This window comes from Streptomyces longispororuber, from assembly GCF_024448165.1.
Classification (GTDB): Bacteria; Actinomycetota; Actinomycetes; order Streptomycetales; family Streptomycetaceae; genus Streptomyces; species Streptomyces longispororuber_A.
In genome coordinates, this window is the sequence record NZ_JAMOLN010000040.1 from 36,068 (window position 1) to 57,001 (window position 20,934).

14 protein-coding genes are annotated in these 20,934 nt (G+C 71.6%); 8 read left to right on the plus strand and 6 right to left on the minus strand.

Annotation, left to right across the window (positions count from 1 at the left end; translation table 11 throughout):
* Positions 1-5: 5 nt before the first annotated feature.
* The 5 genes from M4J07_RS14335 (at position 6) to M4J07_RS14355 (ending at position 6,580) form a co-directional block, all read left to right on the plus strand.
* A complete protein-coding gene (locus M4J07_RS14335; protein ID WP_255971717.1) occupies positions 6-1,121 on the plus strand; it encodes a HoxN/HupN/NixA family nickel/cobalt transporter in 1,116 nt (371 codons plus the stop codon).
* Positions 1,122-1,226: 105 nt separating this feature from the next.
* A complete protein-coding gene (locus M4J07_RS14340) occupies positions 1,227-2,417 on the plus strand; it encodes a CaiB/BaiF CoA transferase family protein (RefSeq protein WP_255971719.1) in 1,191 nt (396 codons plus the stop codon).
* 292 nt (positions 2,418-2,709) lie between these two features.
* The gene (locus tag M4J07_RS14345) at positions 2,710-4,041 is read left to right on the plus strand and encodes a hypothetical protein (RefSeq protein ID WP_255971721.1); all 1,332 of its coding nucleotides are present in this window, start codon (positions 2,710-2,712) and stop codon (positions 4,039-4,041) included.
* 202 nt (positions 4,042-4,243) lie between these two features.
* Positions 4,244-5,746: an MFS transporter gene (locus M4J07_RS14350; protein WP_255971723.1), complete on the plus strand. Its 1,503-nt coding sequence runs from the start codon at positions 4,244-4,246 to the stop codon at positions 5,744-5,746.
* Positions 5,747-5,863: 117 nt separating this feature from the next.
* Positions 5,864-6,580 carry a dienelactone hydrolase family protein gene (locus M4J07_RS14355; RefSeq protein WP_255971725.1) on the plus strand — a complete coding sequence of 239 codons (717 nt, stop codon included), beginning with the start codon at positions 5,864-5,866 and terminating at the stop codon, positions 6,578-6,580.
* A gap of 55 nt (positions 6,581-6,635) precedes the next feature.
* On the opposite strand, the gene M4J07_RS14360 is transcribed toward M4J07_RS14355, so the two are convergent.
* Together M4J07_RS14360 and M4J07_RS14365 are read right to left on the minus strand one after the other, a co-directional pair.
* Positions 6,636-8,597, minus strand: a complete 1,962-nt coding sequence (locus tag M4J07_RS14360; RefSeq protein WP_255971727.1) for a M13 family metallopeptidase — start codon at positions 8,595-8,597, stop codon at positions 6,636-6,638.
* A gap of 99 nt (positions 8,598-8,696) precedes the next feature.
* Positions 8,697-10,916, minus strand: coding sequence for an NADP-dependent isocitrate dehydrogenase (locus M4J07_RS14365; RefSeq protein WP_255971729.1), 2,220 nt, complete (start codon positions 10,914-10,916; stop codon positions 8,697-8,699).
* A gap of 255 nt (positions 10,917-11,171) precedes the next feature.
* Here M4J07_RS14365 and M4J07_RS14370 point away from each other — a divergent pair, with 255 nt between their 5' ends.
* Positions 11,172-12,560: an MFS transporter gene (locus M4J07_RS14370; protein ID WP_255971732.1), complete on the plus strand. Its 1,389-nt coding sequence runs from the start codon at positions 11,172-11,174 to the stop codon at positions 12,558-12,560.
* Between the two features lie 103 nt (positions 12,561-12,663).
* On the opposite strand, the gene M4J07_RS14375 is transcribed toward M4J07_RS14370, so the two are convergent.
* The 4 genes from M4J07_RS14375 to lnt form a co-directional block, all read right to left on the minus strand.
* Positions 12,664-14,613 carry a helix-turn-helix domain-containing protein gene (locus M4J07_RS14375; RefSeq protein WP_255971734.1) on the minus strand — a complete coding sequence of 650 codons (1,950 nt, stop codon included), beginning with the start codon at positions 14,611-14,613 and terminating at the stop codon, positions 12,664-12,666.
* A gap of 154 nt (positions 14,614-14,767) precedes the next feature.
* Positions 14,768-15,556, minus strand: a complete 789-nt coding sequence (locus M4J07_RS14380; RefSeq protein WP_255971736.1) for a 3-hydroxybutyrate dehydrogenase — start codon at positions 15,554-15,556, stop codon at positions 14,768-14,770.
* Between the two features lie 55 nt (positions 15,557-15,611).
* Positions 15,612-16,094: an NUDIX hydrolase gene (locus M4J07_RS14385; protein WP_255971738.1), complete on the minus strand. Its 483-nt coding sequence runs from the start codon at positions 16,092-16,094 to the stop codon at positions 15,612-15,614.
* Between the two features lie 51 nt (positions 16,095-16,145).
* Entirely contained in the window at positions 16,146-17,750 is a 1,605-nt protein-coding gene (gene lnt, locus M4J07_RS14390) for an apolipoprotein N-acyltransferase (RefSeq protein WP_255971740.1), read from the minus strand.
* A 280-nt stretch (positions 17,751-18,030) separates the two neighbouring features.
* Here lnt and M4J07_RS14395 point away from each other — a divergent pair, with 280 nt between their 5' ends.
* Together M4J07_RS14395 and M4J07_RS14400 are read left to right on the plus strand one after the other, a co-directional pair.
* Positions 18,031-20,343: a molybdopterin cofactor-binding domain-containing protein gene (locus M4J07_RS14395; RefSeq protein WP_255971742.1), complete on the plus strand. Its 2,313-nt coding sequence runs from the start codon at positions 18,031-18,033 to the stop codon at positions 20,341-20,343.
* Positions 20,344-20,358: 15 nt separating this feature from the next.
* Entirely contained in the window at positions 20,359-20,835 is a 477-nt protein-coding gene (locus M4J07_RS14400) for a (2Fe-2S)-binding protein (RefSeq protein ID WP_255971744.1), read from the plus strand.
* Positions 20,836-20,934 lie beyond the last annotated feature (99 nt).

The window sequence follows — 20,934 nt, forward strand, 5'->3', positions numbered from 1 at the left end:
GCCGCATGACCCTGTCCGCGAACTCCCCCGCGCGGCCCACCGGGCCGACCCCCGACTTCCGCTGGCGCCGTGAGGACACCGTGCGCACCGCGGGCCTCATGGCCGTGATCCTGGCCCTGCACGTCGTCGCCTTCGGCGTGCTCTTCCTGCTCGTCGTCCCCGGCCACTACGAGGTCGACGACAAGGCGTTCGGCATCGGCCTGGGCGTCACCGCGTACACCCTCGGCATGCGGCACGCCTTCGACGCCGACCACATCGCCGCGATCGACAACACCACCCGCAAACTGATGGCGGACGGCAAGCGTCCCGTCTCGGTCGGCTTCTGGTTCGCGCTCGGCCACTCCAGCGTGGTCGTCGCGATGGCGGCGCTCGTCGCGGGCGGCGCGGCCCTGGCCGGCACGCTCATGAACGACGACTCGCGCACCCACCAGGCGCTGGGCGTCGTCGGCACGACCGTCTCCGGGACGTTCCTCTACCTCATCGCCGCGCTCAACCTCGTCGCCCTGGCAGGCATCCTGAAGGTGTTCAGGTCGATGCGCGCGGGATCCTACGACGAGACGGAGCTCGAACAGCACCTGGATTCACGGGGGTTCATGAACCGCGTGCTCGGCCGCTTCACCCGGTCCATCACCCGGCCCGGGCAGATGTACCCGCTCGGCTTCCTCTTCGGCCTCGGCTTCGACACCGCGACCGAGGTGACGCTGATGGTGATGGCGGGCAGCGGCGCGGCGGCGGGTCTGCCCTGGTACGCGATCCTGTGCCTGCCCTTGCTGTTCGCCGCGGGCATGAGCCTGTTCGACACGCTCGACGGCACCTTCATGAACTTCGCCTACCAGTGGGCGTTCTCCAACCCGGTGCGCAAGGTGTTCTACAACCTCACCATCACGGGCCTGTCGATCGCGGTCGCGTTCTTCATCGGCACCATCGAACTCGTCGGCGTGCTGCACGAGAAGCTCGACCTGACGGACGCGGTGACCGGCTGGATCGCCGGACTCGATCTCGACAACGTCGGCTACGTCATCGTCGGTCTGTTCGTCGTCGTGTGGGCGGCGGCCATCGCCTACTGGCGCCTGGCCAAGGTCGAGCAGCGCTGGTCGGCGCGCCTGGCCGACAGCGCCTAGGTGTATTGAGCACGAGGGCGCCGGTGGCCGAGGGCCGCCGCGCCACGCCGGTCACCGTCGCATACGGTGCACGACGACACGCCGTACGAGCACGGAGGATGCCCCATGGCCGCCGCCCACCTGCCCCTCGCGGGCATCACCGTCGTCAGTCTCGAACAGGCGGTGGCGGCGCCGTTCGCCACCCGGCAACTGGCCGATCTGGGCGCGCGGGTGATCAAGGTGGAGCGGCCGGGCGAGGGCGACTTCGCACGCCGCTACGACGAGACGGTGCACGGCCAGTCCAGTCACTTCGTGTGGCTGAACCGCTCCAAGGACTCGGTGACGCTGGACGTGAAGACGCCCGGTGGCCGTGAGGTCCTGGAGCGGCTGCTGGCCGGCGCCGACGTCTTCGTGCAGAACCTGGCGCCGGGCGCGGCGTCCCGACTCGGCCTGTCCGCGCGGGAGTTGGCCGAGCGCCACCCGTCGCTCGTGGTCTGTGACATCTCCGGCTACGGCGCGGACGGGCCCTGGGCCGACCGCAAGGCCTACGACCTGCTCGTGCAGTGCGAGACGGGCGTCGTGTCGGTGACGGGCACGCCCGAAGCGCCCGCGAAGGTGGGCATCGCGATCGCCGACATCGCGGCCGGCATGTACGCGTTCTCCGGCATCCTGACGGCGCTGTACGAGCGCCTGGCCACGGGTGTCGCGCGCGCGGTCTCGGTGTCCCTCTTCGAGGCGCTGGCGGAGTGGATGGGGTATCCGGCCTACTACACGGCGTACTCGGGTGCGCAGCCCCCGCGGGTCGGCGCCGCGCACGCGACGATCGCACCGTACGGGCCCTACGCCGCGGCGGACGGCGCGACGGTGCTCCTGGCGATCCAGAACGAGCGCGAATGGGCCTCCTTCTGCGCGGAGTTCCTCGACGACGCGTCGCTGGCGACGGACCCGCGGTTCCACCGCAACTCGGCGCGCGTGGCCCGCCGCGCCGAACTCGACGCGATCGTCACGGCCCGCTTCGCCGAGCTCACCGCCGACGAGGCGGTCGCGGTCCTGGACCGCGCCAAGGTCGCGAACGCCCGGCTCAACACGGTCGCGGACCTGCTGGACCATCCGGTGCTGGCCGGCCGCGACCGCTGGCGCGACGTCCCCACGCCCGGCGGCCCGGTCCGCGCCCTGCTGCCCCCGGCGACGCTGACCGGCGTGGAGCCGCGGATGGACCCGGTCCCGGGCGTGGGCGAGCACACGGAGGCGGTCCTGACGGAACTGGGCTACGCCGCCGAGGCGATCAGCGCGCTGCGGGACGCGGGAGCCGTCTAGCGGGGGAAGCGGGGCCGTTCGGCCCCACAGGAGGGACATTCGGCCCCACCTCACCGGTGCGCCCCGCTGAGATGCTGCTGCGCAGAGCCTCCCGTGCCCTCGCTCTCCCGCCGCGGCGCACGGTCGAGGCCCGGGTCCGCCGGTCGTCGGAGGGGGAGCCTCGAACGGCGGACCCGGCACGGGGGCGGCGCGCCCACACGCCCGACGAGGCAACTCGCGCGCAAAACACCCCAATCGGAGCGATAAAGTATCGCGTCAACCTTCACGCGCCCGATCACCCAGGAGTACCTACGTGACCGTAGCCATCGACTCGTCCGAAGCAGCCGTCCCGTCCGGCGACGACGACGCCCTGGACGCGCCCGCCGTGGAGCCGACGCCCGCGACGGACGTACCGGAGGCGCGCCCGTCCGTCCCTGACGCCCCTGCCGCCACGGACGGGGAGACGGCCGAGCCGGGGGACACCGCGCACACGTGGACCCCGTCGACCGGCACCACCGACTCCCCCGCCGAGAACTTCTGGCAGCCCGGCCAGGCGGAGGACGAGAACCAGGCCCCCCAGAACGACACGGAGGTATACGCGGACGCCGAGGACGCCGAGGACGCCGAGGACGAGGCCGACCTCGCCACGGCCGACGTACCGGAGTCGATCACCCGGGACGCGCACGAGTTCGGCGTCTACGCCCGTACCGGCGGCTGGGCCTTCGCCCTGAAGGTCGCGCGCAGCGTGCGGCCCGGCGGCCAGCCGGCCGGCGAGTCGCCGAAGGTCTCGGCGCGACGGTTCGCCGCGCTCGCGGGCTGCTCGGCCGAGCGCGTGATGCGCTTCTACAAGGCGTGGGACAGGGCGGCGGACGACGGACTGGTGCCGCAGTTCGAGGCCCTGGCGCCGGGCGCCGACGTCGAACTCCCGGACGCCGACGTCTGGCTGTCGTACTACGTCTCGCGCAACAGCGCGACGTCGGTGCGCGGTCAGGCGATCACCGAGGCCGCCGAGGCGGAGGGCATCCGGCCGACGAAGGCCCTGGAGGTCGCGGAGAACCCGACGGCGCTGCGGGCCGCGATCCTCGCCGACCCGGGCACCGCGGAGGCCGCCCGCAAGGCGCTGATGGACCGGCTGGGCGAGGACCCGGTGCTCCGGTCGGGACTGGCCCGCGACATCGTGCGCGCCGACGACCTCAAGAAGGCGGTGGCCGAGGAGTCCAAGACCGGTGACCGCCTGGAGTACGTGCGGAGGATCGCCGAGGAGGGCCAGGTCAAGACGCCGGCGGGCCAGAAGATCGAGGCTCCGCAGCAGCTGCGCGAGGAGGCCGAGCGGCACCTCTCGCTCATCGACGAGCTGGACGAGGGCGAGGAGGCGGGCGAGTGGGCCCGCGAGGCGTACGACACCGTGCGCACGCTCGTCGCCGAGACCGTCGAGAAGGACCCGGAGCTGCGGGTCCAGGAGCGGCGCGCGAAGTTCTACAGCAGCCTGCAGAAGGCGACGAAGGCCTTCGAGGAGCTGACCTTCGACGACGTCGAGGAGATCGACGACATCGTCGAGGACGACATGCTGCGCCGCCTGGAGGAGCTCCAGCAGGCGATCTCCGCGGCCCTCACCGCGCTGCAGAAGGCGCGCACCGGCGCCTGACCTGCATCGACCGATGCCCGGCACTCCCCCGAGGGGTGCCGGGCATCGCTGCGTCCGGGGACTGTTGCGTCGGTCACCCCGCTAGCGAAACGTTGCCGTTTCGCTCGGAGAGGGCTTACGCTCGTCGAGGGTTCGGAACGAAACCGTTTCGTTCACTTACTCGTCACCTTCGCTCGGCTCCCACTTCCCTGGAGTGACCCTCATGTCCCAGACCTCGCTGGCCGAGGACACCAGCACCCCGCCCGTGACCGACGCCCACGGCGTCTCCCGCAAGCGGTGGTGGATCCTCGGCATCATCGGCATCGCGCAGCTGATGGTCGTCCTCGACGCGACCATCGTGAACATCGCGCTGCCCTCCGCCCAGCAGGACCTCGGCTTCACGGACGGCAACCGGCAGTGGATCGTCACCGCCTACGCCCTGGCCTTCGCCTCCCTGCTGCTGCTCGGCGGCCGCATCGCCGACCTCTTCGGCCGCAAGCCCGCCTTCCTCGTCGGTGTCGCGGGCTTCGCCGGCGCCTCCGTGCTCGGCGGCGCCTCCACCAGCTTCGGGATGCTGGTGACGGCCCGCGCGCTGCAGGGCGTCTTCGGCGCCCTGCTCGCACCGGCCGCGCTGTCCCTGCTCAACACGACGTTCACCGACGCCAAGGAACGTGCGAAGGCGTTCAGCGTCTACGGCGCGATCGCCGGTGCGGGTGGTGCGGTCGGGCTGCTGCTCGGCGGCGTCCTGACCGACGCGCTCGACTGGCGCTGGACCCTCTACGTGAACGTCGTCTTCGCGGTCGGCGCCTTCATCGGCGGCTGGCTGCTGCTGGGCAACCACCGCGACGCCGCGGGCGCCAAGCTCGACCTGCCCGGCACGCTGCTCGTCTCGGCCGGTCTGTTCTCCCTGGTGTACGGCTTCTCGAACGCCGAGACGCACGACTGGAGCTCCCCGCAGACCTGGGGCTTCCTGGCCGCGGGCGCCGTCCTGCTGAGCGCGTTCGCCTGGTGGCAGACCCGGGCGAAGCACCCGCTGCTCCCGATGCGCGTCCTGCTCGACCGGGACCGGGCCGCCTCGTTCGTCGCCGTCCTGATCACCGGCGCGGGCATGTTCGGCGTGTTCCTCTTCCTCACGTACTACCTGCAGCTGAACCTCGGCTTCAGCCCCACGAAGACGGGCGTCGCGTTCCTGCCGATGGTCGCCGCGATGATGGTCATGGCGCAGGTCTCCACGACCGTCCTGGTGCCGCGGATCGGCCCGAAGATCGTCATTCCGGCCGGGTTCGCGATCGCCGCGGTCGGCATGGCCTGGCTGACCGGGATCGGCCTGGACGCCGGGTTCGCCACGCACGTGCTGCCGCAGCTGATCCTGATCGGCGCGGGTCTGGGTGTCGTGATGCCGCCCGCGATGGCGCTCGCCACCAGCGGGATCGCGCCCGAGGACGCGGGCGTGGCCTCGGCCACGGTCAACACCATGCAGCAGGTGGGCGGTTCGATCGGCACCGCGCTCCTGAACACCCTCGCGGCGAGCGCGGCCACCAGCTACCTCGCGGGCCGCAACCCCGCGGACAAGCTCACGCAGGCACAGGCCACGATCGAGAGCTACACGACCGCCTTCTGGTGGTCGGCGGGCTTCTTCGCCGCCGGCGCGGTCATCGCCTTCCTGCTGTACCGGCGCGGGGCCGGGCAGCAGGACCCGGATGCGGCCCCGGTCGTCCACATGTGACGACCGCCCGCACCGGCCGCGGGGCCGCCGTCCTCAGGGAGACGGCGGCCCCGCCTCTTTGCTTCGTGGGCCGTGGTGGCAGTGTGGAAGGTGATCATCCAGTACAGGAGGCACCTCGTGTCGGAATCCCCCCGTTCCACCGGCCGTCCCGCCCACCAGAACGTCACGTTCGACAGCAACGGCACCCCCGCGCACGGCTATCTGGCGCTGCCGCCGCAGGGCAGCGGCCCCGGCGTCATCGTCATCCAGGAGTGGTGGGGCCTGACCGACCACATCGCGGACGTCACCGACCGGCTGGCCGCCGAAGGCTTCGTGGCGCTCGCCCCCGACCTCTACGGCGGGAACGTCGCGCACGACTCCCAGGAGGCGTTCCGCCTGATGCGGGAGCTGCCCGTGGAGCGCGGCGTCGACCTGCTCGCGGGCGCGGTGGACCACCTGCTCGCCCTGCCCGAGGTCACCTCGGACACGGTCGGCGCCGTCGGCTTCTGCATGGGCGGCGGCTTCGTCCTCTACCTGGCGGCCAAGGACCGGCGGGTGACCGCGGCCGTCCCGTTCTACGGCGTCATCCAGGGCGAGGTGCCCGACTTCTCGAACCTCGCGGCGCAGATCCTCGGCCACTACGGCGAGCGGGACGAGTCGATCCCGCTGCCGACGCTCGACGGCCTGCGCGCCACGATCGCGAAGCAGTCCGGCGTCGAGGCCGACTTCCGCGTCTACCCGGCGGACCACGCGTTCTTCAACGACGGCCGCCCGGAGGTCCACGACCCGGAGGCGTCGGCACAGGCCTGGACGGCGACGGTCGGCTTCCTCAGGTCCAGCCTCTCCGGCAGCTGAGCGCCGGGGCGCGGGGCCGGACGGCGTCCACCGTCCGGCCCCGCGCGGAATCACGTCACCAGATGCGCACCCGGTCCGCCGGGTCGAGCCACAGGCCGTCACCGTCCCGTGTACCGAACGCGTCGTGGAACTCGTCCAGGTTGCGCACGATGTTCGCCCGGAACTCCGGCGGCGAGTGCGGGTCGATGGTCAGGTACTGCTGCTCCTGCTCCTTGCGCCGCTTGGTGCGCCAGCAGTAGGCCCAGTTCATGAACAGCCGCTGGGAGCCGGTGAGTTCGTCCTCGGTGGGCACCGCGGCGTCGCCCAGCGCGATCAGGTAGGCGGTGTGCCCGATGGTGAGGCCGCCGAGGTCGCCGATGTTCTCGCCGACCGTCAGCGAGCCGTTGACCCGCTCGCCGGGCAGGTTGCGCGGCTCGAACCCGTCGTACTGCGTGACGAGCGCCTTCGACTTCGCTTCAAAGGCGGCCTTGTCGTCGGCGGTCCACCAGTCGTTGAGATTGCCCTGGCCGTCGTACTGCGCGCCCTGGTCGTCGAAGCCGTGGCCGATCTCGTGGCCGATCACGGCGCCGATCCCGCCGTAGTTCTCGGCGGCGTCCGCGTCCGGCGCGAAGAACGGCTTCTGCAGGATGCCGGCCGGGAAGCAGATCTCGTTCGTGCCCGGGTTGTAGTACGCGTTCACGGTCTGCGGCAGCATGAACCACTCGTCGCGGTCGACCGGTGCGCCGATCTTCGCCATCTGCCGGTCGTGCTCGAATGCGTCGGCCGCGTACGCGTTGGCCAGCAGGTCGTCGGAGACCACGGTCAGCGCGGAGTAGTCGCGGAACCGGTCCGGGTAGCCGATCTTCGGGCGGAACGTGGCGAGCTTCTCGTACGCCCGCTCCTTGGTCTCGTCGGTCATCCAGTCGAGCGCGCCGATGGACTGCCGGTAGGCCTCCAGCAGGTTCGCGACGAGTTCGTCCATGAGCGCCTTGGACGCCGGCGGGAAGTGCCGGGCCACGTACTCCTTGCCGACGGCCTCGCCGATGGAGCCCTCGACGAACTGGACGCCGCGCTTCCAGCGGGCGCGCAGCTCCGGGGTGCCGTTGAGGGTGCGGCCGTAGAACTCGAAGTTGTTGTTCACGAACGCCGCGGACAGGTACGGCGCGCTGGAGCGCAGTACGCGGGCGTACAGCCAGTCGCGCCACTGCTCGACGGGCACCTCGGTGAGGACCGTCGACAGGTGTGCCAGGTAGGACGGCTGGCGTACGCAGGACTCGGCGAGGGTGGTGTCGTTGCCGCCGAGCGCGTCGACGTACGCGCGCCAGTCGAACGCCGGGGCGAGCGTGGTGAGTTCGTCGAAGGTCGTGAGGTTGTACGTCTTCTGCACGTCCCGCGTCTCGGCCCGCTCCCAGTGCCCCTCGGCGAGCCGGGTCTCCAGGGCGAGGACGGTGCGCGCGGCCGCGGCCGGGTCCGGGTGCTCGCCGAGCGTGAGCAGCTCGGTCAGGTACGCCTCGTACTTCTCGCGGGTCTCGGCGAACTTGTCGTCGCGGTAGTACGACTCGTCGGGCAGACCGAGGCCGCCCTGGAGGATGTTGAAGAGGTAGCGGTCGGAGTCGCGGTCGTCGGAGTCGATGTACGAGCCGAACAGGCCGGAGCCGCCGGTGCGCTCGAAGCGGCCGAGGAAGGCCGCGAGCTGCCGCACGTCACCGAGGTGCGCGACCTCGTCGAGGAGGGGACGCACGGGGTCGAGGCCGCGGGCCTCCACCGCCTCCTCGTCCATGAACGACGCGTACAGGTCGGCGATCTTGCGTGCCTCGGCGTCGTCCAGACTGGTGGAGCCACCCGCCGCGATCTCCTGAATGATCTCCTTCACCTGCCGCTCGGCGACGTCCACGAGCTGCACGAAGGGGCCCCAGCTGGAGCGGTCGTCGGGGATCGGCTCGGTCGCCAGCCACTGGCCGTTGACATGGCCGAACAGGTCGTCCTGCGGTCGGATCGCCGGGTCCATGCCCGGGCGGGCGTCATCCAGAGTGCTCATCGACGCAGCCTACCCAGGTCAGCGACGTGATACAGCAGCGGAGGCGACACATCGCCCCGCCCGGTGCGGGACCGGACGGGGCGATGACGGTCGGACGGCTCAGGCGAGGGTCGCCAGGGCGTCGTTCAGCGTCTGCGACGGACGCATGACCTTGGCGGCCTTGGCCGGGTCGGGCTGGTAGTAGCCGCCGATGTCGGCCGGGGAGCCCTGGACGGCGATCAGCTCGTCGACGATCTTCTGCTCGTTCGCGGCGAGCACCTCGGCGAGCGGGGCGAAGGCCTTGGCGAGCTCGGCGTCGTCGGTCTGCGTGGCCAGCTCCTGGGCCCAGTACAGGGCGACGTAGAAGTGGCTGCCGCGGTTGTCGATGCCGCCGAGGCGACGGGTCGGCGACTTGTCCTCGTTGAGGAACGTGCCGGTGGCGCGGTCCAGGGTCTCGCCGAGGACCTTCGCACGGGCGTTGTCCGTGGTGGTGGCGAGGTGCTCGAAGGAGACGGCCAGGGCCAGGAACTCACCGAGGGAGTCCCAGCGCAGGTAGTTCTCCTTGACGAGCTGCTGGACGTGCTTCGGGGCGGAGCCGCCGGCGCCGGTCTCGAAGAGGCCGCCGCCGTTCATCAGCGGGACGACCGACAGCATCTTGGCGCTGGTGCCCAGCTCCAGGATCGGGAAGAGGTCGGTCAGGTAGTCGCGCAGCACGTTGCCGGTGACCGAGATGGTGTTCAGGCCCTGGCGGATGCGCTCGACGGAGAGCTTGGTGGCGTCCTCCGGGGAGAGGATCCGGATGTCCAGGCCCTCGGTGTCGAACTCCGGCAGGTACTGCTCGACCTTCTTGATCAGCTGGGCGTCGTGGGCGCGGCCCTCGTCCAGCCAGAACACGGCCGGGTCACCGGTGGCGCGGGCGCGCGTGACGGCGAGCTTGACCCAGTCCTTGATCGGGGCGTCCTTGGTCTGGCAGGCGCGGAAGATGTCGCCCTCGGAGACCGTCTGCTCCAGGACGACGTCGCCGGCCTGGTTCACCAGGCGGACGGTGCCGGTCGCCGGGATCTCGAAGGTCTTGTCGTGGGAGCCGTACTCCTCGGCCTTCTGCGCCATGAGGCCGACGTTCGGGACGGAGCCCATGGTCGACGGGTCGTAGGCGCCGTTGGCGCGGCAGTCGTCGATGACGACCTGGTAGACGCCCGCGTAGGAGGAGTCCGGGATGACGGCGAGGGTGTCGGCCTCGGCGCCGGCCTTGTCCCACATGTGGCCGGACGTGCGGATCATCGCCGGCATCGAGGCGTCGATGATGACGTCGGACGGCACGTGCAGGTTCGTGATGCCCCGGTCGGAGTCGACCATGGCCAGGTCCGGGCCCGCGGCGAGCTCGGCCTCGAAGGACGCCTTGATCTCGGCGCCGTTCGCCAGCGACTCCAGGCCCTTGTAGATGCCGCCCAGACCGTCGTTCGGGGTCAGACCGGCAGCGGCCAGGTCCGCGCCGAAGCGGGCGAAGGTCTCCGGGAAGAACGCGCGCACGACGTGACCGAAGATGATCGGGTCGGAGACCTTCATCATGGTGGCCTTCAGGTGCGCGGAGAAGAGGACGCCCTCTTCCTTGGCGCGGGCGACCTGAGCGGTCAGGAACTCGCGCAGGGCGGCGACGCGCAGCACGGCGGCGTCGACGACCTCGCCCTCGAGGACCGGTACGGACTCGCGCAGCACGGTGGTCGTGCCGTTGTCGGCGACGAGCTCGATGCGCAGCTGGTCGGCGGCGGGGAGCACGGCCGACTTCTCGGTCGAGCGGAAGTCGTTGACGCCCATCGTGGCGACGTTGGTCTTGGACTCGGGGGTCCAGGCGCCCATGCGGTGCGGGTGGGCCTTGGCGTAGTTCTTCACCGAGGCGGGGGCGCGGCGGTCGGAGTTGCCCTCACGCAGGACCGGGTTCACGGCGGAACCCTTGATCTTGTCGTAGCGGGCGCGGATCTCGCGCTCCTCGTCCGTCTTCGGCTCGTCCGGGTACGCGGGCAGCGCGTAGCCCTGCTCCTGCAGCTCGGCGACGGCCGCCTTCAGCTGCGGGATGGACGCCGAGACGTTCGGCAGCTTGATGATGTTGGCCTGCGGCGTCTTGGCCAGCTCGCCGAGCTCCGCGAGGGCGTCGGGGATGCGCTGCCCCTCCTCCAGGTACTCCGGGAACACGGCGATGATGCGGCCGGCCAGGGAGATGTCACGGGTCTCCACGCGCACACCGGCGGTGGACGCGTAGGCCTCGATGACCGGCAGGAAGGAATACGTCGCGAGGGCCGGGGCCTCGTCAGTGTGCGTGTAAATAATGGTCGAGTCAGTCACCGGGGGCTCCGCTCCACGTCTTCCATGTCGTCGGCATTCTCAGATTGCTCGACATCAAGATATCTCGTGACCGCCCCATCTTCGAAAGGGGCCCGCCCCCAAGATCGCCGGACTGATCCGCGGCCTGCGAGCAGTGCAGATCAACCACAGCCGCGCGCCAAAGTATGGTGCCCCACCACATGTGCCACTGACCTGCGCCTTCCTACCTTGTGGCGACACCCACCGTCCCCAGCCCTTCATCAGGAAGTGGTGCACATGGCCTCCGCAGCAACCGCTCCGCCAACGCCCGCGCATCTCAAGCGCATCGTGGCGGCGAGCCTCATCGGCACCACGATCGAGTGGTACGACTTCTTCCTGTACGGCTCCGCCGCCGCGCTCGTCTTCAACAAGCTCTTCTTCCCCGATTCCGACCCGCTCGTCGGCACCCTGCTCTCCTTCCTGACCTACGCCGTGGGGTTCGCCGCCCGGCCGCTGGGCGCACTCGTCTTCGGTCACTACGGCGACCGGCTCGGACGCAAGAAGCTCCTGGTGGTCAGCCTGCTGATGATGGGCGGTGCCACGTTCGCGATCGGTCTGCTGCCCACCCACGCCACGGTCGGGACGGCCGCTCCGGTGCTGCTGACGGTGCTCCGCCTCGTCCAGGGCTTCGCCCTCGGCGGCGAGTGGGGCGGCGCGGTGCTCCTGGTCTCCGAGCACGGCGACGCCGAGCGCCGCGGCTTCTGGGCGTCCTGGCCGCAGACCGGTGCGCCCGCGGGACAGCTGCTCGCGACCGGCGTGCTGTCGGCGCTCACCGCGCTGATCTCCGACGCCGCCTTCACCTCGTGGGGCTGGCGCATCCCGTTCCTCATCTCCGGGGTGCTCGTGATGGTCGGCCTGTGGATCCGTCTCTCCGTGGACGAGTCCCCCGTGTTCAAGGACGCGCTGGCCCGGGCCGAGCGGCGCAAGGCCGCCCAGGGCGACGTCGTCGAGAAGATGCCGCTGGTCGCCGTGTTGCGCCACCACTGGCGTGACGTGCTCGTCGCCATCGGCGCCCGCATGGCCGAGAACATCAGCTACTACGTCATCACCGCCTTCATCCTCGTGTACGCGACGGAGCAGGCCGACGTCTCCAAGCAGACCGCGCTCAACGCCGTCCTCATCGCGTCCGCCGTCCACTTCGCCGTCATCCCGGCCTGGGGCGCTCTGTCGGACCGGGTCGGCCGGCGTCCCGTGTACCTGATCGGCGCGGCCGGTGTCGGCCTGTGGATGTTCCCGTTCTTCGCGCTCATCGACACCGGGGGCTTCGGCAACCTGATCCTCGCCGTCACCGTCGGCCTCGTGCTGCACGGCGCCATGTACGCCCCGCAGGCCGCCTTCTTCTCCGAGATGTTCGCGACCCGGATGCGCTACTCCGGCGCGTCGATCGGCGCCCAGTTCGCCTCGGTCGCGGCGGGCGCGCCCGCCCCGCTGATCGCGACCGCGCTGCTCGCCGAGTTCGGTGGCTCCACCTGGATCTCGCTGTACGTGATCGCGGCCGCGGTGGTCACGCTGATCGCCGTCGCCGTGGCGAAGGAGACGCGTCACCGGGACCTCGCCGACGTGGACGGCGAGGACGAGCTGGGTGCGGCGCCCGTCGACCGCACCGCCGACGCCCACCGCGTCTGACCGATCGGACCGCTCAGTCCCGGTCAGTCCCGGTCAGTCCCGCCCAGTCCAGGTCAGTCCAGGTCACTCCCGTGTCGACCCCGTACGCCCCCGGCGTACGGGGTCACCGTATGTCGGCGCCCGCCAACCGGTGCAGCCGCAGGGCGAGTTGGATCTCCAGCGAGCGCGCGGGCGACTGCCAGTCGGCGCCGAGCAGCCGCCCGATCCGCTCCAGGCGCTGCGCCACCGTGTTCACGTGGACGTGCAGCGCGTCCTTCGTCCTGGCCGGGCTCGCGCCGGAGGCGAAGTAGGCGTCGAGGGTGCGGACGAGATCGGTGCCCCGGCGCTCGTCGTAGGTGACGACATCGCCGATGGTGCGGTCGACGAAGCCCGCGATGTCCCGGCTCCCCGCGAGCAGCAGCCCCAGGAAACCGAAGTCCTCGGCCGCCGCGCCCTCCCCCGCCCTGCCCAGCAGGCGCAGCGCGTCGAGACAGCGCTGGGCCTCCGCGTACGCGGTCGCCGCCGTGTCGGCCCGGCCCGCCAGGTCGCCCACCGGCGCGGAGGCGCCGACGGTGACCGTCTCGTGGATCGCCGCGGACAGCCGCTTGGCCACGTGCGCCGCGATCCCGGACGCGGTGCCGTCGCCGCGCAGCGGCAGGAGCAGGACGGTGCCGCCGTCCCGCGCGGCGGCCAGGCCGTGCCGGGTCGCCGCGAGGTGGTTGGCCGCGGACCACAGCCGGCGTCGCGCGGCCGCCTCCTGCTCCGCGTCGGCCCCGACCGTCTCCAGCCGGGCCGCGAGCACGACGTGCGTCGCGTCCAGGTCGGCGTACAGGCGGGCCGCCCTCTCGCGCAGCAGCCGCGGGTCGCGGTCGCGCGCGTCCAGCAGGTCGTCGAGGAGCTCGCCCCTGACCCGCTGCTCGGCCTCGGACGCGGAGCGCCGGGCGAGCAGCAGCAGCGAGGTGACCATGGCGGCGCGCTCCAGGGTGCGCTGGTCGACCGGGTCGAGGCCCGGATGGCCGCGCAGCACCAGAGCGCCTAGCAGCTCACCGCCGGCGGCGACGGCCGCGACCCAGTCCGCGCCGCGGCGCACCGCGTGGCCCTCGCCCCTGGACGCCTCCAGCGCCTCGCCGGGCGCGGCCTCGGCGTCGGCGAACTCCACGCTGCCGTCCAGGACCTGGGAGACGGCCGCCGCCACGTCGTGCACACCGCCGCCGCGCAGCACCAGCTCGGCGAGCCGGTCGTGCACGTCGGAGGCGCGCTCGATGACGCCGCTGCGGTCCCTGATGATCTCGTTGGCCCGCTCCAGCTCGCCGAGCGCCTCGCGGGTCTCCGTGAGCAGATTCGCCGTGTCGATGGCCGCCGCGGCGAGCGCCGCGAACGAGCCGAGCAGCGCGATCTCCTCCCGTGCGAAGACCCGCGCCCGCCGGTCGGCCGCGAACAGCACGCCGATCACCTGCGGTCCCAGCATGAGCGGAACGCCGAGGATGGCCACGAGCCCCTCGTCGTAGACGCCCGCGTCGATGGTGCGGGTGTGCTGGAAGCGCACGTCGTCGGAGTAGTTGTCGGTGACGTACGGCCGGGCGGTCTGGGCCACGAGGCCGCCCAGTCCTTCGCCCATGCCGAGCCGCAGCTGCTGGAAGCGGGCGGCGACCGAGCCCTCGGTGACCCGCATGTAGGTGTCGCCCCTGGCCGGGTCGTTCAGCGTCAGGTACGCGACGTCCGTGCCGAGCAGCGATCTGGCCCGCTGCACGATGGCCTGCAGCACGGCGTCGAGGTCGCGCAGGCCCGCGAGGTCGTGCGCGGTCTCGAACAGCGCGGACAGCTCGGCCTCGCGGCGGCGCCTGCCCTCCATCTCCTCCCGCACCCCGAGCGCGAGCCGCTTCGCCGCTTCCAGCGCGGCGATCCGCGCGGGCCGCGCCCCCTCGGCGCGCGCGAGCAGCACGGGCTGTTCGTAGGCGTCGGCGGAGGCGCCCCTGGCGAGCAGCTCCAGGAACGGAGCCTCCGGGTCGGCTGCGGTCGCCGGGTCCGAGGATGCGGCTGAGGCTGCGGCTGCGTGCGGTTGGTGGTGCGACATGCTCAACAGGATTACCCGCCGTACGGCCGGCCCCGCCAGCCCTGTGGACAACTCAAGGGATCACCGAAATGCGGCCACCCACATGAGTGACCGCATGGATCGACGAACAAGACGAATGCCGCCGAACAGGATGAATGCGGACAGGCTCCACGATTCAGTGCGCGGTCCAGCCACCGTCGAGGACGAGCGACGTACCGGTCATGAACGAGGCCTGCGGCGCACACAGGTACGCCACGGCCTCGGCGACCTCCTCCGGTTCGATGAGCCGCTTGACCGCGCTGTCCAGCAGCATCACCTCGGTCAGCACCCGGTCCTCGGGAATGCCGTGCGCCGCAGCCTGGTCGGCGACCTGCCGCTCCACCAGCGGGGTGCGCACGTAGCCGGGGTTCACGCAGTTCGACGTGACGCCGTGCGGCGCCCCTTCCAGAGCGGCCGTCTTGGACAGTCCTTCGAGCCCGTGCTTCGCGGCGACGTACGCGGACTTGAACGCGGACGCCCGCAGTCCGTGCACCGACGACACGTTCACGATCCGGCCCCAGCCCTGCCCGTACATGTGCGGCAGCGCGCCCCTGATCAGCCGGAAAGGGGCCTCCAGCATCACGGTGAGCACCGTGTGGAAGACGTCGGGCGGGAACTCCTCGATGGGGCGGACCAGTTGCAGGCCCGCGTTGTTCACGAGGACGTCGGTGCCGGCCGCCGCCGCCTCGGCGGCGTCGAGGTCGCTCAGGTCGAGGACGAACGGCTCGATGCCGTCCGCCGCGTCGGTCAGGGCCGCCAGGCCGGCCGGATCCCGGTCCACCGCTCTCACCTTGGCGCCCGCGGCGGCCAGCCGCAGGGCGCAGGCCCGGCCGATGCCGCTGGCGGCGCCGGTGACGAGTGCGGTGCGTCCGCCGAGGTCGAGCGGCGCGACGGGGGATGCGGCGAGAGGGGTGCGCGGGGTCATGCTCCGCACCCTAGGCAGCCGATCAGCACCGCCCGATGTGGTCAGCACCCATACTTCACTGCCCAGTCATGGTCTCGAACCATGTCGGTCCCTCGGACTGCGCCTGCTTGATGCGGAGCGTTCCGTGCTCACTGAGCGGGGGCAGCGCGTCCAGCGGGAACCACGCCACTTCGAGGGACTCGTCGTCGTTCACCCGCGCCTCGCCGCCCGTGGCGCGGCAGCGGAAGGTGATGTCCATGAACTGGCACTGGTCACCGTTGGGGTACGTGACCGGCTTCTTGAACGCCTGCACGAGGACGACGCGCTCGGCGACGCACTCGATGCCGGTCTCCTCGAACACCTCGCGGGTCGCGACGTCCGCCGGCTGCTCGCCCGGCTCGGCGATCCCCGCCGGCACGGCCCATTTCCCGGTGTCCGCCCGGCGCCCGAGCAGCACCCGCCCTTCGTCGTCGAAGACGACAGCGGTGACGCCCGGCAGATAGAGGAGCTGATGGCCCGCGGTGGCCCGGATATCGCGGATGTAGTCAGGCGTGGTCATACGCCCGACCCTAACCGCAGCCGGGCGCCCGCCAGGACGTCACCCGGCCCGTCAGACCTGCGCGCGCCGCCCGCGACGGGACCGCACGACGGCCCACGCGAGACCGCCCGCACCGATGGCGACCAGGAGCACCTCGGGCCACACGCCCGCGCGCGTGGCGAGCGTCAGGGACGTGCGCCGGGGGACGTCGGCGAGGAGCGTGTCGGCCTCGAACATCCCCGTGTGCTGGGCGACGGAGCCGTCGGGCCGGATGACGGCGCTGACGCCGCTGGTGACCGGGACCATGACGGCCCGGCCGTGCTCGACCGCGCGCACCCGGTCCATGGCGAGCTGCTGGTAAGTCATCTGGCTGCGCTCGAACGTGGCGTTGTTGCTCGGCACGGACAGGATCTGCGCGCCCTCCTGCACCTGGTCGCGCACGACGTCGTCGAAGGCGGCCTCGTAACAGGTGACGTTGCCGATCCTCGTGCCCTTCATGTCGAAGACCACGGCCTTCTTGCCGGGCACGAAGCTGCCGGCGCGGTCCACGTCCTTGCTGAAGATCCGGAAGAAGCTGCGGTACGGCATGTACTCGCCGAACGGCTGCAGGTGCCGCTTGTCGTAGGTGGCGCCGGGTCCGGTCCTCGGGTCCCACAGGATGAGACGGTTGCGCGTCGAGCCGTCCTTCGCGGTGACGACGGCACCCACCGAGATCGGCACGCCCACGGCCTCGGCGGCCTGCTGGATCTCCTGGTACGCGTCCATGTTCACGTACGGGTCGATGTCGGAGGAGTTCTCCGGCCAGAGCACGAGGTCGGGCCGCTTCACCTCACCCGACTTGATCTTCGCGGCGAGCTTCATCGTCTCGCGCACGTGGTGGTCGAGGACCGCACGGCGCTGGGCGTTGAAGTCGAGGCCCATCCGCGGCACGTTGCCCTGGATGAGCGCCACGCGCGCGGTGCCGGCCTCGGCCGACGTCGCCACGAGGGGCATCGCGGCGGCTCCGGCGAGCACCGGTGCCACGGCGAAGGCGGCCGCGGCGGCGACGCCCCGGTCCCACCGCGGGCGGGCGTCCGCGGAGCGCCGCACCTCCCTGACCCGCAGCGCGAGCGCGGCGAGACCGAATCCGGAGAGCACGACCGCGAAGCCGAGGAGCGGAGTGCCGCCGAGCGAGGCGAGCGGCAGGAACACGCCGCTGGGCTGGCCGAACGCGACCTTCCCCCAGGGGAAGCCGCCGAACGGGAAGCGGGCCCGCAGCGCCTCGTCCGCGACCCACACCCCGCTCGCCCACAGCGGCCACAGCGGCAGCCGCGACACGTAGGCGATGCCGAGACCCGCCAGCGAGAGGACCAGGGCCTCGGCGACCGCGAGCGCGAGCCAGGGCAGCGGCCCCACGTCGACGCCGGTCCACGACAGCAGCGGCACCAGGTACGCCAGCCCGAAGACGAGCCCGAGCCCGAAGCCCGCCCGCAGCCGGCGTCCGTGCACGGCGAGGCCGAAGAGCGCGAACGACAGCGGCGCCAGCCACGGCAGCTCGCGCGGCGGGAAGCTCGCGTAGAGGACCAGTCCGGCGATCGCCGCCAGGGCGACCGGCACGAGCCGTCGCAGGTGGGAGGGGCGAGCGGGCTGCGCGGCGGGCTCGTCCGGCGGGGCGACGGGAGGTGCGGTGGCGGTCACCCGGGGAGTGTACGGCGCGTCACCGTCAGGGCGACATGTCGGTGGTGCCCGGCCCGCGGCCCACCGGTGGCGGCGGTCCGGCCGGGGCCTGGAGGAGGTCATGTGAAGGTCCGTCCTCCGCGGTCCTCTCCGGGGACGCGGGCGGCCACCATCGGCAGTCGAACGATCACGACCGAAGGAACGGCAGGAGCGGAAGGACGATGACGCGCGTGTCCCGCCAGGAGATGACAGGACCGAGAGGTCTCGGAGCGAGGCGCCCCCGGTGCCGGAGGTGGCGCCGATGAGCCGGCCGCAGGACCACCCGCCCCGGCCCGCGGCCGGTGCCCCGGGCATCGGCCGGCGCCGGTTCCTCGGCTACGTGCTCGCCGCGCCGACCCTGGCGACCGCCGCCGAGCTCGGCGCGACGGCACCGGCCGCCGCGGACGGGATCCCCTCCGCGGAGATCACCGAACTCGTCGACCTCAACGACGTGATGACGCTGGCCGCCCGGCCGACGGCGAACCTCATCAAGGTCGTGGTCCACACGGACGGCACGGTCTCCTTCTCCCTGCCCCGGGCCGAGGTCGGACAGGGCATCACCACGTCCACGGCGATGCTGATCGCCGAGGAACTGGACGTCCCGCTCGACAAGGTCCGCGTCACGCTGTCCGACGCCCGCCCCGAGCTGCTGTTCAACCAGCTCACCGGCGGCTCCAACACGACCGTCTCGACGTACACCCCGATCCGGGTCGCCGCGGCCGTCGCCCGGGGCCGGCTCCTCGACGCCGCGGCGATCGAGCTCGGGGCCCTCGTCACCGACCTCACGCTCAAGGCCGGTGTCGTCACCGACCTCGTGGGCCGCGCCATCGGCATCGGCGACCTCGCCGAGAAGGCCGCGAGCGTCGAGGCCCGCCAGGTCTCCGTCGAGCTCAAGGAGCGCGCCGACTTCAAGGTCATCGGCACGCCGCAGAACCGGGTCGACGCGCTCGCCGCCGTCACCGGCCGCAAGAAGTTCGCCATGGACCTCGCCGTCCCCGACGCGCTGCCGACCATGGTGTGCCGGCCGCCCACGCTCAACGGCAAGGTCGGCTCCGTCTCGAACCTCGACGCGGTACGGGCCATGCACGGCGTCACCGACATCGCGGTGATCTCCACCGGAGTGGCCGTGCGCGCACAGACGTTCGGCCAGTGCATCGACGCGGTGCGCGCCCTCCAGGTGTCCTGGCGGCCCGGCAGCGCGGAAGGCAAGTCCGACGAGACAGTCCGCGAGGAGCTCCGCAAGGCCGAACTCCCGCTCGGGCTACCGCCGTTGACCCCTTCGGTGGAGGCGACGTTCACCTTCCACTTCCGCGGCAACAGTGCGCTGGAGACCAATTGCGCGATCGCCGACGTCCGGTCCGACCGGGCGGAGATCTGGGCGGGCCTGAAGTCACCGATCGTCGCCCAGCAGACCATCGCCGCGGAGCTCGGACTGCCGCAGGGCGCGGTCACCGTGCACGTCACGGAGAGCGGCGGCTCGTTCGGGCGCAAGCTGTTCTTCGACGCCGCGCGGGAGGCCGCCGAGGCCTCGAAGAAGATGGGCAAGCCGGTCAAGCTCATGTGGCACCGGGCGGACGACGCCCGCCAGGGCCGGGTCCACCCGATGGCCACCTCCCGGGTCCGCGCCACCCACCTGGGCGGTTCGGTGCTCAGCTACCGGCAACGGCACACGAGCGTCGCGACCGACCTCGGCCACGGGCTCGGCGAGATCCTCACCTCGCTGGCGGCGAAGCTCCCCGTGGGCGACATCGGCTTCTCCGAGACCTTCTTCCAGCTGTCCCAGTCGATGCCGTACGACTTCGGCCTCTACAGCCGGGAGCTGTCGGAGACGGACAAGGGGTTCAACACCGGCAGCATGCGCAACGTGTACTCCCCCGACGTCACCTGCGCGCGCGAGCTGATCGTCGACCGGCTGGCCGCGAAGACGGGCAAGGACCCGCTGCGGTTCCGGCGGGACGCGCTGCGCGACGACCGGGCCAAGGCCGTCCTCGACAAGGTCGCCGAGGTGGGCCGATGGGGCAGGGCGATGCCGGAGGGCACCGCGCAGGGCGTCGCCTTCCACTCCGAGTACCACTCGGTCAGCGCCGTCCTGGTGGAGATCGACTGCCGCCCCGAGACGGTGAACCGGACGGTCAGGGACGGCGTCGCCGGACCGCGCGTCACCAAGGCGGTGCTCGCCGTGGACGTCGGTCTGGCCGTCAATCCGCGGGGCCTGGAGGCCCAGATGATGGGCTGCCTGATGGACGGCATCGCGCAGACGCTCACGTCGAGCCTCCATCTGCGCGACGGCCACTTCCTGGAGGCCAGCTGGGACAACTACTTCTACACGCGGCAGTGGAACACCCCGCCCGAGCTGGAGATCATCGTCATGCCGACGACGACCGGGGAGCCCGGCGGCGCCGGCGAACTGGGCGTCGCCTCGTCGATGGCCGCGGTGGCCTGCGCCTACGGCCGCGCCACCGGCACCATGCCGACCAGCTTCCCCATCAACCACGGCACCCTCTCCTTCACCCCGAAGCCCACCGTCCCGCCCGTCCCCGCCTCCCCCACCGACGGCCTGGACCACGTCCGATGATCCCTGGGAGCCCTCGTGCCTGAGCACACTTTCCGCCTCAACGGCGAACAGGTCACCGTCGACGCGGCGGACGACGAGCGCCTCCTGTGGGTCCTGCGCGACATCCTCGGCGTCACGGGACCCAAGTACGGCTGCGGCATCAACGTCTGCAAGGCCTGCACGAGCCACGTCAACGGCAAGGCGGCCAACCCTTGCTCCATCCCCGTCAAGGACCTGCGGGCGACCGACGAGGTCACCACCATCGAGGGCCTGCCCGGCACCGTCGGCGAGGAGCTGCACCCGATGCAGCGGGCCTGGCTGGAACAGGACGTCGCCCAGTGCGGCTACTGTCAGCCCGGCCAGATCATGGCCGCCGTCGCCCTGGTCCGCCGGGTGAAGGAGGAGGGCCGTCAGGTCACCGACGAGGACCTGGACGGCATCCGCAACATCTGCCGCTGCGGCACCTACTTCCGCATCCGGGAGGCGATCAGGGCGGGCGCCGAGAAGATGTGAGGGGACGGTCCTGACCCGCCGCGGACTTCCGGCCGGGGAAAGGTTCCTGCGCAACTCCCGCCCAAACCGCCGCACCAGCCGTTACGGTGTGCCCGAGTC

What these genes read in the sequence shown, in the direction of transcription:
- M4J07_RS14335 (WP_255971717.1), top strand. Translation starts at nt 6, where the DNA reads ATGACCCTGTCCGCGAACTCCCCCGCGCGGCCCACCGGGCCGACCCCC.
- M4J07_RS14340 (WP_255971719.1), top strand. Translation starts at nt 1,227, where the DNA reads ATGGCCGCCGCCCACCTGCCCCTCGCGGGCATCACCGTCGTCAGTCTC.
- M4J07_RS14350 (WP_255971723.1), top strand. Translation starts at nt 4,244, where the DNA reads ATGTCCCAGACCTCGCTGGCCGAGGACACCAGCACCCCGCCCGTGACC.
- M4J07_RS14360 (WP_255971727.1), bottom strand. Translation starts at nt 8,597, where the DNA reads ATGAGCACTCTGGATGACGCCCGCCCGGGCATGGACCCGGCGATCCGA.
- M4J07_RS14370 (WP_255971732.1), top strand. Translation starts at nt 11,172, where the DNA reads ATGGCCTCCGCAGCAACCGCTCCGCCAACGCCCGCGCATCTCAAGCGC.
- M4J07_RS14375 (WP_255971734.1), bottom strand. Translation starts at nt 14,613, where the DNA reads ATGTCGCACCACCAACCGCACGCAGCCGCAGCCTCAGCCGCATCCTCG.
- M4J07_RS14380 (WP_255971736.1), bottom strand. Translation starts at nt 15,556, where the DNA reads ATGACCCCGCGCACCCCTCTCGCCGCATCCCCCGTCGCGCCGCTCGAC.
- M4J07_RS14385 (WP_255971738.1), bottom strand. Translation starts at nt 16,094, where the DNA reads ATGACCACGCCTGACTACATCCGCGATATCCGGGCCACCGCGGGCCAT.
- M4J07_RS14395 (WP_255971742.1), top strand. Translation starts at nt 18,031, where the DNA reads ATGAGCCGGCCGCAGGACCACCCGCCCCGGCCCGCGGCCGGTGCCCCG.